The 13,322-nt window shown below is 66.6% G+C and carries 9 protein-coding genes; 4 read left to right on the top strand and 5 right to left on the bottom strand.

The features are described 5' to 3' along the window. Window positions 1-1,517: IgGFc-binding protein (locus DB30_RS38645; protein ID WP_240480427.1), on the top strand; the 1,517-nt coding region annotated here is incomplete at its 5' end. A gap of 321 nt (window positions 1,518-1,838) precedes the next feature. Here DB30_RS38645 and DB30_RS38640 read toward each other — a convergent pair. Continuing rightward, complete coding sequence (locus DB30_RS38640) at window positions 1,839-3,554, bottom strand: glutamine--tRNA ligase/YqeY domain fusion protein (protein ID WP_052558864.1); 1,716 nt, start codon at window positions 3,552-3,554, stop codon at window positions 1,839-1,841. A gap of 449 nt (window positions 3,555-4,003) precedes the next feature. Here DB30_RS38640 and fusA point away from each other — a divergent pair, with 449 nt between their 5' ends. After that, window positions 4,004-6,091 carry an elongation factor G gene (gene fusA / locus DB30_RS38635; RefSeq protein WP_052558862.1) on the top strand — a complete coding sequence of 696 codons (2,088 nt, stop codon included), beginning with the start codon at window positions 4,004-4,006 and terminating at the stop codon, window positions 6,089-6,091. A gap of 139 nt (window positions 6,092-6,230) precedes the next feature. On the opposite strand, the gene DB30_RS38630 is transcribed toward fusA, so the two are convergent. The 4 genes from DB30_RS38630 to DB30_RS38615 all read right to left on the bottom strand — a co-directional run bounded on the left by DB30_RS38630 (window position 6,231) and on the right by DB30_RS38615 (window position 11,054). After that, on the bottom strand, window positions 6,231-7,508 hold the full coding sequence (locus tag DB30_RS38630) for a hypothetical protein (protein ID WP_052558860.1): 1,278 nt from the start codon (window positions 7,506-7,508) through the stop codon (window positions 6,231-6,233). Continuing rightward, entirely contained in the window at window positions 7,505-9,073 is a 1,569-nt protein-coding gene (locus DB30_RS38625) for an OmpA family protein (protein WP_165704150.1), read from the bottom strand. The genes DB30_RS38630 and DB30_RS38625 overlap by 4 nt, the downstream gene beginning before the upstream one ends. A 39-nt stretch (window positions 9,074-9,112) precedes the next feature. Further along, window positions 9,113-10,351: an arginine N-succinyltransferase gene (locus tag DB30_RS38620; RefSeq protein WP_052558856.1), complete on the bottom strand. Its 1,239-nt coding sequence runs from the start codon at window positions 10,349-10,351 to the stop codon at window positions 9,113-9,115. 91 nt (window positions 10,352-10,442) lie between these two features. Continuing rightward, window positions 10,443-11,054, bottom strand: coding sequence for a single-stranded DNA-binding protein (locus DB30_RS38615; RefSeq protein WP_052558853.1), 612 nt, complete (start codon window positions 11,052-11,054; stop codon window positions 10,443-10,445). A gap of 224 nt (window positions 11,055-11,278) precedes the next feature. On the opposite strand from DB30_RS38615, the gene DB30_RS38610 reads away from it, so the two are divergent. Together DB30_RS38610 and DB30_RS38605 are read left to right on the top strand one after the other, a co-directional pair. After that, on the top strand, window positions 11,279-11,938 hold the full coding sequence (locus DB30_RS38610) for a hypothetical protein (protein ID WP_146662578.1): 660 nt from the start codon (window positions 11,279-11,281) through the stop codon (window positions 11,936-11,938). 188 nt (window positions 11,939-12,126) lie between these two features. Continuing rightward, window positions 12,127-13,322, top strand: a 1,196-nt coding sequence (locus DB30_RS38605; protein WP_052558850.1) for a M50 family metallopeptidase, incomplete at its 3' end; no start/stop codon positions are given.

Genomic DNA, 13,322 nt, shown 5'->3' with positions numbered 1-13,322 from the left:
GCGACGGCGACGGCGACGGCGACGGCGACGGCGACGGCGACGGCGACGGCGACGGAGACGGCGACGGAGACGACCAGCTGTGCAACCCGGGCCAGGTCGAGTGCTTCGACCCCAACAACACCCAAGAGTGCAACGATCTCGGCGACGGCTGGGAAGAGCCCGTGCCCTGTGACCCCACCGAAGAGTGCTCGTTTGGCAGCTGCGTCCCGCTGTGCATCCTGATTCAGGACGCCCCGAGCTCGGTTGGCTGCTCGTTCTTCGCGACCAAGCACGACAACTACTACAGCAACGTCAACGCACCCGCGCAGAACGACTCGCTGATCGCCGGCAACATCTCGAGCGACACCCCGGTCAACGCCCAGCTCTACTTCATCCCGCCAAACAGCAACGTCGAGCAAGCGCAGGGCGGCCCGGTCGTGATCCAGCCGCAGGGCGCCTACACTTGGTCGCTGTCCCAGGCGGAGATCGACAGCGTCACGACGACCCGCCAAGGCGGCGTCTACCGGCTCGAGACCGACCTGCCGATCGTTGCCTACCAGCACTCGCCGATCGGCGCGACCGCGACCAACGACGCCTCGATGCTGCTGCCCGAGTACGCGCTGACCGGCAACTACGTGGTGCCCTCGTACCGCGCGACGATCGGCAACTACCCCAGCTACATGATGGCGATCGGGACCCAGGACAACTCGTCCGTCAACATCACCGTTGGCGGCGCGACGGCGGGCGGCGGCGGGATCCCAGCGCTCGCGGCGTTCGCCTCGACGATGGTCGTGCTCGACCGCTACGAGGTCCTCAACTTGGTCGTGGCCCAGCAAAACGGCGGCGACCTCTCGGGGACGATCATCGCCTCCAACCAGCCGGTCCATGTGATCGGCGCGACCGAGTGCGCCAACATTCCGCAGTCCCCGGCGACCTACTGCGATCACCTGGAGGAGGCCGCGATCCCGCTCGAGTACTGGGGCGAGGAGTACGTCGGCGCCCACGCGCCAACCCGCGGCAACGAGCAGTACCACTGGCGCGTCTACGGTGGTGAAGACGGCGTGATGATCAACACCGTCCCCGCGCAGCCTGGCTTCCCGCTGAACCTCAACAAGGGCCAGTACCACCAGTTCGCAACCAGCCAGAGCTTCGTGATCACGGGCAACGGGCCGTTCATGCCGGTTCAGTACCTGGAGAGCGAGAACCCCAACGCGGGCACGGGCGATCCGGCCATGTACCAGATGGTCCCGACCGAGCAGTTCCTCAACCGCTACACCTTCGTGACCGGCACCGGCTACGACGTGCACTACGCCCAGATCACGCGCCCGGTCAACGGCGCCGAGGTCACGATCGACGGCAACCCGGTCGGTGGCTACTACCAGGTCGGCAACTATGAGGTCGCCGACGTCGTGGTCGGCGAAGGCACCCACTTCGCGTCCAGCAACCAGCCGTTTGGCGTGAGCCAGGTTGGGTACACGGGGGTCACCTCGTACGCGTACCCGGGCGGCCTCAAGCTAGAAGTAATCAACCCGCAATAGGTTTTACCCCCACATGCGCTTTCGTGCGCGCCGACTGCAGCCGCTTCGCGTCTGGTCGCTTCGCTCCTCGGGGCTGGCTGTAGTCGGTCGCATGTGTGGCCCCCTGGGAGGGGGCTCGACGGCTGTGATCGGACAGCTTGGTGGTCGCTTCGCTCCTCGTACGCGCGCCGACTGCAGCCGCTTCGCGTCTGGTCGCTTCGCTCCTCGGGGCTGGCTGTAGTCGGTCGCATGTGTGGCCCCCTGGAAGGGGGCTCGACGGCTGTGATCGGACAGCTTCGTGGTCGCTTCGCTCCTTGGAGCCTCGCATGCGCTTTGGCCGCGCTACTTGGGCGGGGCCTTGAAGATCTTCTTGAACTTGTTGTCGCGCAGCGTGGCCGTGCGGTTGAACACCAGGTGCCTGGCCGACTCGCTGTCCGGGTCGACGGCGAAGTAGCCAACCCGCTCGAACTGCACGCGATGCCCGACCGCCGCGTCGCGCAAGCTGGGCTCGACGAACGCGCCGGTCACGATCTCGAGCGAGTCGGGATCGACGTAGTCCTGGATCGCCTGGCTGCCGTCGAACTCCTCGAGCGCGTCGGTGAACAGGTTGTTGTAGAGCCGAACCTCCACGGGCAGCGCGGCCCCAGCGTCGATCCAGTGGATCGTGCCCTTGATCTTGCGTCCGTCGGCGGGGTTCTTGCCCTTGGTGTCCGGGTCGATCGTCCCGCGTAGCTCGAGGATCTCGCCGGTGTTGGGATCCTCGATGACCTCGGTGCACTTGAGCACGTAGGCGTAGCGCAGCCGGACCTCGCGGCCGAGCGACAGCCTGAAGTACTTCTTGTTGGGCGCGACCTTCATGAAGTCGTCGCGGTCGATGTAGATCTCGCGCGAGAAGGGCAGCAGCCGCGAGCCGTGGGCGTCGCTGTCGGGCATGAAGGGGGCGTCGAGCTGCTCGATCTGGCCCTCGGGGATGTTGTCGATCGTGACCTTGAGCGGATGCAGGATGCCCATCACCCGCGGGACCTCGGCGTTGAGGTAGTCGCGCACGGTGGCCTCGAGTCGCGCCGTGTCGACGCTGCCCGGCGAGCCGTCGCTCACACCCAGCTCTTCGCAGAAGCGCACGATCGCCTCGGCCGGGACCCCGCGCCGCCGCAGCCCGCGGACGGTTGGCAAGCGCGGGTCATCCCAGCGCGCGACCACCCCGGACTCGACCAGCTTTCGCAGGTGACGCTTGGCCAGCACCACCCCCGTGATGCCGATCTCGGCGTACTCGATCTGTCGCGGCGGCTCGACGATGTCGACGTTGGCCAGGCACCAGTCGTAGAGCGGCCGGTGATCCGCAAACTCCTTGCCGCAGGTCGAGTGGGTCACGCCCTCGATCGCGTCCGAGAGCGGATGCGCGTAGTCGTACATCGGGTAGATCCGCCACGGACCCGCGCGGTGGTGGGTCTGATCCAAGATCCGGTACAGCACCGGATCCCGCATGTTCATGTTGCCGTGGGCTGGATCGATCTTGGCGCGCAGCGTCAGCGAGCCCGGCGCGTGCTTGCCCGCCTTCATCTCTTCGAACAGCCGGCGGCTGTCGGCGACCGGGCGATCCCGCCACGGCGACGGCCGGCCGGGCTTGAAGAAGTTGCCCCGGTGCTCGCGGATCTGCTCGAGCGTGAGCTCTTCGACGTAGGCGAGGTCCTTGTCGATCAGCTGGACCGCGTACAGGTACAGCTGCTCGAAGTAGTCCGACGCGTAGAACACCCGACCCTCGAGATCGCAGCCAAGCAGCCACGCGACGTCTTCGATCATCGCGTCGACGAACACCTGATCTTCGGCGGCGGGGTTGGTGTCGTCCATCCGCAGGTTGAACAGGCCGCCGAAGCGCTTGGCCACGCCGTAGCTGATCGTCGCTCCCTTGGCGTGGCCAAGGTGCATGTAGCCGTTGGGCTCGGGCGGGAACCGTGTGCAGACCGGCCGCGTGTAGCGACCCGCCGCGAGATCCTCGGTCACGGCGTCGATGATGAAGTTGCTGGGCGACTCGGTGGACGCGTCATCGTGCTTGGTCATGCTCGCCTCGTGGCAGCTCGGGGGCCGCCGATCGGGGCGAGATACTACAGCGTGGTGGCCGACGCTGGTGGGCGGCGCAGGCAGCGACTCGGATTTGTTTTTGGGTCCGACCGCGCTCTTTTCCCGCCGGATCCGAGCAAGATCCCCAGCGCCAGTTGCGCGCCGGTCGCGGCCAGCCGCGGGCCAGTCGCGTGTGAGTGGTGGCGTCGTGTGTCGATCGCCGGTCGCAGAAGTGGGCTCTTGCTCACTGACAACTCCGAGATCACGCTATGAGGCGCTCGATCGGCCGCCACGCGCCTGCGCAACCACTCCAGAGTGTGGACCGTCACGCCGCAACCGCGCCGTACACCTGTCGGTTCGCCGACCGTGTGGCATCCTCCGCGCGCCCGCGGGGCAGCCTGCCAACAGGCGCCAGCCCGCGGTTTCTGTACTTCAGCCCAGACAGAGCCATGGACCTCGACAAAGTTCGCAATATCGGAATCTCCGCCCACATCGACTCGGGCAAGACGACGCTCACCGAGCGGATCCTGTTTTACACGGGCCGCATTCACAAGATCGAAGAGGTCAAAGGCAAGTCCGGCGTCGGCGCGACGATGGACTCGATGGAGCTCGAGCGAGAGCGCGGCATCACCATCCAGTCGGCCGCGACCGCGGTGAAGTGGAAAGAGTTCGACGTCAACATCATCGACACCCCCGGACACGTCGACTTCACCGTCGAGGTCGAGCGGGCGCTGAGCGTGCTCGACGGCGCGATCTTGGTGTTGTGCTCGGTGTCCGGCGTGCAGTCGCAGTCGATCACCGTTGACCGGCAGATGCGCCGCTACAACGTCCCGCGTCTCGCGTTCATCAACAAGATGGATCGCTCGGGTGCCAACGCGTTCAAGGTGACCAAGCAGCTGCGCGAGAAGCTGCACCACAACGCCGTGCTCGTGACCTACCCGATCGGCGCCGAGGACGAGCACGAGGGTGTCGTCGACCTGCGCACGCGCAAGGCCTACTACTTCGACGGCGAGAACGGCGAGAACATCCGCATCGAGGAGTGCCCGGCCGAGCTCGTCGAGGGTGTCGAGGAGTACCGCCTCAAGCTCGTCGAGGCGCTCGGCGACTTCGACGACGCGATCATGGAAAAATTCCTCTCGGAAGAGGAAGTCTCCGCCGAAGAGATGGAGCCCGTGATCCGCAAGGCCACGATCGCGCTTGGTCTGACCCCCGTGTTCTGTGGCTCGGCCTACAAGAACAAGGGCGTGCAGGTCCTGCTCGACGCCGTGATGTCGTACCTCCCGGCGCCCTACGAGATCGACAACCAGGCCTTCGACCTCGCCAACGACGAGGAGAAGATCATGCTCAAGACCGATCCCGAGCTGCCCTTGGTCGCGCTCGCGTTCAAGCTCGAGGACGGCAAGTACGGTCAGCTGACCTACACCCGGATCTATCAGGGCACGCTCAAGAAGGGCGAGTTCATCTACAACCAGAAGACCAACAAGAAGCACAAGCTTGGTCGCCTGGTGCGGATGCACTCCGACAAGATGGAGGACATCGACGAGGCGTACGCCGGCGACATCGTCGCGCTGTTCGGCATCGACTGCGCCTCGGGTGACACCTTCACGGACGGCAACGTCCGCTACTCGATGCAGTCGATGCACGTGCCCGACGCCGTCATCAGCTACGCGATCGAGCCCAAGGACAAGGGCGGCCACGCCAACTTCTCGAAGGCGCTCAACCGGTTCTCGAAGGAGGACCCAACCTTCAAGGTCCACCGCGACGAAGAGTCGGGCGAGACCATCATCTCGGGCATGGGCGAGCTCCACCTCGAGGTCTACATCGAGCGGATGCGGCGCGAGTACAAGGTCGACACCCTCGTCGGCGAGCCGCAGGTCGCGTACCGCGAGACCATCACCCGCGAGACCGCCTACAACTACACCCACAAGAAGCAGACCGGTGGCTCGGGTCAGTACGCCCGCCTCGCCGGCATGATGCGGCCGATCGAGCTCGAGTCCGAAGGCGACCCCCACTATCGCTTCATCGACAAGGTCACCGGCGGCTCGATCCCCCGCGAGTACGTGCCCTCGTGTGACAAGGGCTTCAAGGACTCGATGACCAAGGGCGTCTTGATTGAAGCCCCGGTCACGGGCATCGAGATGGAAGTCAACGACGGTCAGTCGCACGCGGTCGACTCGAGCGACATGGCGTTCCAGATCGCCGCCCGCGCCGCCTTCCGCGAGGCCATGCGCGCCGCCAAGCCCGTCATCATGGAGCCGATCATGAAGGTCCAAGTCGAGGGCCCCGAGGAGTTCCAGGGCGGCATGCAGACCACCCTGATCCGCCGTCGTGGGACCATCGTTGGGTCCGAGACCAGCATGGGCAACACCGTGATCGACGCCCACGTGCCGCTCTCGGAGATGTTCAACTACTCCACCGAGCTGCGCTCGGCGACCCAGGGCAAGTCCGAGTACACGATGGAGTTCGCCCACTACGACAAGGTGCCGTCTTCGATCCAGGAAGAGCTGATCAAGAAGCACCAGGACGCCAAGAAGTAGGCGCCGCGTCCGCTCCGGCGAGCTCGCTCGCCTGGGTGTGGACGGTGTTCGTGAGAAGGGAGGCTCGAGTGAGCCTCCCTTCTTGCGTTGGTTCGCGTGCCGACGAACTCCCGGTTGATGAGATCTGTCGCAACGTGTCTCACACCAACTTGCGAAACGAGACCGTGCCGCCAAAGTCTCGCTGACACCCAAAGTTGCGCTCGTACCAAGCGATCACGCTCCCATGCAGCGACTCGTCGACGCGGAAGTAGTGCCGCTTGCCCGAGTGCTGGTACGTTGACTTGGTCCCTGGCGCTGCCGACCAGACGTCGGCACCCAGCTGTCGACACCAACTCATCATGTAGTTGTCGGTGAACACATACATTCGGAGCTCGCGCATGACGTCTTCCGTGGAGTACTCCTTGCCCTTGTACTTGACCATCTCGTCGGGTGAATGGGTCCGGGCGACAGCCCTGATCTTGCCAAGCATGTCGCTGCCGTTGCAGCCCCAACTCCTGATGTACGGGTCTTTGGTGAAGGCTTGGGTCAGGCGGGTGTAGCGGGCGAGGTTGATCGGAAGAAAGTCTTTGATGCGCGGATCCTTGTCAGTGGGATCCCGGGCGTCGGTGTCGCTGTTGTCGTATGTGTTTGCCAAGACCGGGGCTCGACTGTACGCGTGCGAGAAGAAGTGCAGCTCTTGCAGAGACCCGGGCGCGTCCCGACCGATTGCGCTGATGTAGTAGTAGACATCCGTGATCGAGACCGAGTCGGTGTCACCCCGAATTTGACCGGCCTCAGGGGCCTCGGGGTCGTCGAGGTAGGGTGGCTGGGTGCCCTGCATCGCGCGATGCATGGTGTGCCAGCCAGTCGTTCCCTTGATCTGCTCCTCGAGGAAGCCGGTGCGGAAGTCGAAGATCGACACAACCGTGTGATCGTGGATGACGCGCTTGATCGGCAGGTTCCTGCGATCTCCGAGATCCGTGAGGCCATCGTAGAGATCGTCGCGCCAGGTCTCGGCGAACACCTTGTAGTTGGTGCCGCCTTTGAGATCCGCGCCCGAGAGGAGGACGACCGCCTCGTGCTTGCTGGGCAGCGCGAAGCTGACAACGTGGACGCGCCGACTCACGCTGGCGCCGGCGCTTGCCTGCTGCGTCGTGATCGTCACGCACTTGGGCGTTGGTTGCTCGAACTCGAACGAACGATTGGCGTCACCTGTGATCAGGGTCGAGAAGTGCAAGGTTGGGTGGCCGGCGATCTTCATCGTCAGCCGGTACGGACCAGGTGCAACCGCGGTGAAGTTGACCCCGACGTCAAAGTCGTTGAGCGCAGCGAACTCGATGGTCGGGTTGCGCCGCTCGACGTCGATTAATCGGGCCGACTCGATGCGGATCGGAGTGGATCCTGGAGTGCCGACGCGGAGGGTGAGCTGATCTTTCATGGGGTCTCAGCCTCGAAGTCTTCGGGGTCGTCGTAGCCTATGGGGGCGCTGTACTCGTAGGGGCCCACCGACTCACGTTGCTCTGGCGGGCGCGCGATGTGAATGGCGATGGCCTGTGGTTGCTGATCAGGCGCGTCAATTCCCGCGATATAGGAGTCCAGCGAGGCGTGCTCGAACAACACGACCGGGTCATCGGGGGCAGACTCGACCGTCGCGGTGTACTTGCCACCTTTGGCGATGCCGTGAAAGTGAAACACCCGATGCGGACCCCGCCGGCTCGCGTCGGCGAAGGCGTGGCGCAGATCATAGGGCCCCCCACGCAGCCGCAGCGACGCATCTTCGCCAAAGCCCTCGAGGTCCTCAGCCATCAGCGCCAATTCAAAGCAGGGACCCCCAAGCGGGTGCGGCCCGGGCCCAGGTCGGATCGGCGTCCATGTGTAGGTTGGATCCCCGTAGACCGAGCCCCCCGGCGGATCACCGGCCCCGCTTGGAAGATCGTCCGGCTCAAAGCAAAGCAGCTCGACGCGGCGATCGTAGCGGTTGACCCGGCTGCGCCTGATCGCGCCCTCGGGCCAGTGCTCACCGCAGCCCAGCACCGGCGGCTTGGCCCAGACCAAGTCCGCGCGAAGCTGCGCCAACCCGGTCGCCGTGACGCCAAGTCGGGCGGCGAGGTCGTGCTCATACAGGCGAAAGAACGCGAGCCAGTCTGCGCGCACGAACGCCAACCCGGTGCCCGCGGCCTCTTCAAACTCGGCTTGAAAGCGATCCCGAAATTGCTGACGCGCCGCGCTGGTCTTGGGCCCGTCGTCGTTGTCGACCGTGCCGGGATCGCAGCCCCAGCCAAACCGCAGCGCGGTCCAGCGGAGCACCTCTTGGCCATCGGCCGTCTCACCGTGGGCGACAGCATGATCGGCGAAGCCGCTCGCGTCGCCATCGCAGGCCAGCTGCACGCTCTCGGCCCGGCGCTTGGACAGCTCGAGGTTGTGCGCGAACGAGCCCGCGGCGTCGGTGTGGCCGGCGACCAGGACCCTGCGCGCGGCGTCGAGCTGACGCAGATGCGCGAGCAGGCCGGCGACCAGCGCGACGCCGTCCGCGTCGTCACCCGCGAGCTCGCCCTCGCTCGACGGGCCAGGCAACATGACGGCGCGATCCGTCGAGAAGTTGAAGTCCCCGACCGCGAGGTACTCCACGGCGCGACGGTCGACGACGTCGAGCTCGTCAGCGATGGGCTCGGGCGCCGCGGGCTCGTCCTCGAGGTCGATCTCGGGGAAGCCGTGCGAATACTTGGAAAGCGCGCGCTGGCGCTCGAACACGGCCATTGCGCCCGAGCGCAGGGCAGCCGCGATCTGCTTCCATTGCTCGCTGGGCTGCCGCGACAACCCAAGCGCGAGCCCGTGGCGCGACATGAACGCCAACACACTTCGCAGGTCTGCCCCACGCAAGACAGCCAGCGCGCGGCCGGGCGCGAGCCGATCACCCTCTGCGGCGCCGATCGCTAGCCATTGCGAGCTGGCTCCGCGCGTGGGTAGTTCGAGGGCTGTGACCCGCTGTCTGTTCCAGGACACGCCATCACACTAACACGCCATCACAACTAACACGGGGGATCAGCGGCCAGCGGGATCGCGGTTGGCCACGCGCAGCTGGGGCCGCAACGCCACCAGCACTTGCTCGTCGCCCGCAGGCAAGCGCAGCGCCGCCAGATCTTCGGCCGGCATCGTGATCTCTCGAGGCGGATCCGCGTGGGCCGGGACCCCAGGCGCGGGCACGGCCCAGTCGCCCGCCAGATCCTGACCCCAGTCGATCGCATAGTCCTGCGCCGCATCGACCGGTGTCACGAGCTCGTCCGGGACCCGGTCGCGCACGTGAGTCCAGACCGCGCGAAACCACGGCAGATCGGTCGACTCGTGAGCCTGGCGTACACGCGCGACGATGCCCGGGACCCCGGCCTCGTCGACGGCGCCCGCTCGCGCGCGGCACCACTGCGCGTCGCGGACCAGGCTGATCTCGTCGGTCGCGGCTTCCCAGTGTGGCCCGCCGTCGAAGGGATCGACCTTGCCCGAGTCGGTGAAGCCGATGCTCTGCAGCAGCCGCAGCGCGCCAACGGTCTCGGGCCCGACCTCACCGATGAAGTTGCGGACCTCGGGCGGGAGCAAGCTGACGTGGACCGGCGAGACTGGAAATAGACGCCAGATGAATTCTTTGTCGTGGGCGCTGAGCCGGTCGGCCTCGGCGTAGGTCAGGTTGGTGAAGCGGCTACCCAGCGCGTCCCACAAGCGCGAGCGGGTGCGGCCTTGTGGCCCGCGCTCGAGCGGCGGGAGCAGCTCGGCGAGCACGCGGTCGCGAAACCGATGGCGCAGCGCGGCGATGTACAAGAACCGCCCAAGTGAGAGCAGACGCCCGAGCTTGCGCGGGTGCTTGCGCAGATCCGGGTGCAGCACCAACCCGCCGATCTCCGTGGGCCCTTGGTAGGTGCGACCGAGGTGCAGCATCTCGTGGGTCATGTGGACCTCACGGCGCTCGGCACCCAGGCTGAGCTCGGCGTAGCGCTCTTCTTGGACCACGCGAAAGAACACGTGCGGCTCGCCGCGGGTCCCGTGCTGCGCGTGGATCATGGAAGTCCCCACGACCTGCCCGTCCGGGCTCTCGAGCACGAACAAGAACCGGCGCTCGGGGTCGAACAGCTCGGGGTCGCTGCCGCCCGCGAACGACGACTGGGACCGGGCGATCAGCTCCGAGATGAAGCCGCGGTCGGGCGGGAGGTTGAGCGTGTCGAGGTGGCCAGCGAGTTCGAAGATCGCGTCTTCGTCGCTGGCCAACGCGTCACGAAACACGAAAGAGTGCATGTGGGATCTTCGGGCATGATTGGCCCCCTGGTGTAGGGGGCCCTTCGTGCGCCCGCTGCCGATGTCGCGGCTGCGGGCTCGGGCCGTTGGCTCAGAACGGGATGTCGTCGTCTTCGGGGCCGGACGGCGCGTAGTTACCAGGATCGTAGGGCTCGGGAGCACCGCCGCCACCGGCACCGCCACTTCCACCGCCGTAGTTGCCACCGCCGCCGCCGCCACGGTTTCCGCCACCGCCGTAGTTGCCACCGCCGCCGCCACGGCTTCCGCCGCCGCCGTAGTTGCCACCGCCGCCGCCGCCGTAGTTGCCACCACCGCCGCCGGCGTCGTCGTAGCCACCGCGGCCGCCGCCGCCGCCACCACCACCACCGTCACGACCGCCGAGGAATTGCACGGTGTCCGCGATGATCTCGGTCGAGTACTTTTTGACGCCGTCCTTGTCGTCGTAGCTGCGCGTGCGCAGCCGGCCTTCGACGTAGACCTGGCGGCCCTTGGACAGGTAGTTGTTGCAGTGCTCGGCCGACTGGCCAAACACGGAGACGCGATGCCACTCGGTCTCCTCGACCATCTCGTTGGTCTGTTTGTTGCGCCACTTGCGGGTCGTGGCGACCGAGAGGCTGGCGACCGGGCTTCCGCTCTGGGTGTAGCGAAGCTCGGGATCGCGTCCGAGGTTTCCGATGAGAATGACCTTGTTGACGCCGGACATGGGGGCTCCTGGTGCGAATGGTCGGGCCTGGGTTGGGTCTTGGCAAGCGCGGCGATGGCCCGAAGCTCGCTGGTGAAGATCGCCGCGCCCTGCTCATGTCGGCCCGCGTTCGCCGGGCTTGCAGGGGATCTGCAGAAGTTTTGGACCGGCCGCGAAACCCGCTGCCCGTTGACCTGCCAACGCTCGCGGGTCAAGGTGTTGGGCCCGATCTGGGGGTTGCGACGATGTCCGTCGATCTGACCATTGCCCTGTGTCTGCGCGACGACGAGAGGCGCCTGCCGGTCATGGCCAAGGCGGCCCTCGAAGTCGCCGAGGCGCTGATCCGCGAGCACGCGGCGCACGAGTGGCGCGAGCCGGACACGCGTGAGGAAGCTTGGATCGCCGGGAGCGCTGCGGATCGTGTAGATCCCAACCTGAACTACGAGCTGCTCGCGCTCGACGAGTCATCCCGGGACAACACGCTGAGCGTGCTCAGCATCCTCCACAGTCGCCACTCGCAGCTGCGCAGCTTTCAGACCCTGACCCCCGGCACCGCCGTGATGCGTGGCGCTCGCTTGGCCCGCGGTCGCGTGTGGCTGATCGTCGACGCCCCCTTCGATCCCACCCATGGGTTGTGGGCCACGCGACAAGTGTTCTGCGGCGATCAGGCGGCGGTGGTCCCCGGCGAGGTCCTCGCGTTGCGACGCGGCGTGGGTCAGGCAGCCCTCGGGTGGCTCGACGGCGGCCTCGTCAGCGCCCAGCGCGAGGTCGAACGACTGCTGGCCTCGCACGGCGAACGACCCGCGTGGAGCCCCCCGCGTGACCAGGCCCTGCGCAGCCGCGCGCGGCTGTTCATGCGTGGGCGCCTCGCACAGCTCGGCTTTGGCCAGCTCGATCGGGGCTGAAGCGTGGGCCTGTGCCCTGACTCACTGTGCGTGGGAGACGAGAGCGGCGGCGTGGGTTCGTACGTGTCCCGAGCACCCTCCACACGTGCCCGTGCGTACAAACGGCGCCGAGGAGGGCAGCGACCACGCGCGCCAGCGGCCGCGGGCGGCGACGTGCAGGAAGCCGGTGGGGGTCATATATAGCCCCGGTGACTTGGGTCCTGGCCATCCTCGCGCTCTCGGTCCTGATCATCATTCACGAGTTCGGTCACTTCGCGTGCGCCAAGCTCGGGGGGATGCACGTGGATCGCTTCTCGGTGATCGGCATCGGGCCGGTCATCCTCAAGCTGTTCACCTGGAAGGGCACCGAGTTTGTCATCAGCGCGATCCCATTCGGGGCCTACGTGCACATCGTTGGCATGGAGCCGGAAGAGTACGCGCTCGACGAGGAGGGCAACCTCCCGCCACCCCCGGCGGGCTTCCGCAACTTCCGTGACAGCCCGCTGTGGGCTCGGTTGCTGGCGATCGCGGGCGGCCCGATCGCCAACTACCTCGCCGCGATAATCTTGGTGGTCGCCGTGTTTGCCTCGGTCGGGCTCAAGGAGGCGATCGGCGTGCAGGTCTCGGACTTCCGCGTGGGCAGCCCCGCGGCGGCGGCTGGGCTCGAGGTCGGTGACGAGATCCTCGCGTTCGATGGCGTCGAGGTTCGTGGCCCCGACGCGCGGGCCAAGGTCATGGAGCTCAGCCTCGAGCGGCTGGGTGAGACAATCGACGTGAAGGTCGAGCGCGACGGTGAGGAGCTGATCTACCCGATCGCGCTCAACGCCGAGGCCCCGGCGATGCAGGCTGATCTGGCGGAGATCGGCACCTACGTGCCCATGAACCCGGGCAAAGCGGTGGTGCTGGGGGCCAAGTGGCCCTTCACCCAGACCGCGCGGCAGCTCAAAGGGTTGTGGTCGCTGATCACCGGCAAGGCCGAGGCCAAGGTCGGCGGTCCGGTTGCGATAGCGAAGGCGATCAAGGTCAGCGCGGATCGTGGCGCCATCGACTTGATCATGTTCAGCGCGCTGATCTCCACGGTGCTGGGCATGTTCAACCTGCTGCCGCTGCCCGCCCTCGATGGCGGCCGGCTGATCTTCCTGTTCTACGAGCTCATCGCCCGGCGCCCGCCCAACAAGCTGCTCGAGGAGCGCATCCACATGTTCGGCATGATCGCGCTGCTGGGGCTGGTCGGCTGGGCAACCGTCAACGACGTGCGGCCCGAGACCACGCAGGTGTGGGAGCAAGCCGCGACCGACTTCGAGGCCGAGGCGATCAAGCTCGAGAAGGCCGACGCGGAAGCGCTGCCCGAGCCGCCGCCGCCGCCCGACCCGGGACTGCCGCCGGCCCCCGCACCCGAGCCGCC

The sequence above is a fragment of the Enhygromyxa salina genome, assembly GCF_000737335.2.
In the GTDB taxonomy this organism is placed as follows: domain Bacteria; phylum Myxococcota_A; class Polyangia; order Nannocystales; family Nannocystaceae; genus Plesiocystis; species Plesiocystis salina_C.
Note: the sequence above shows the minus strand (reverse complement) of the source record. Positions and strands in the feature narration are given on the sequence as shown.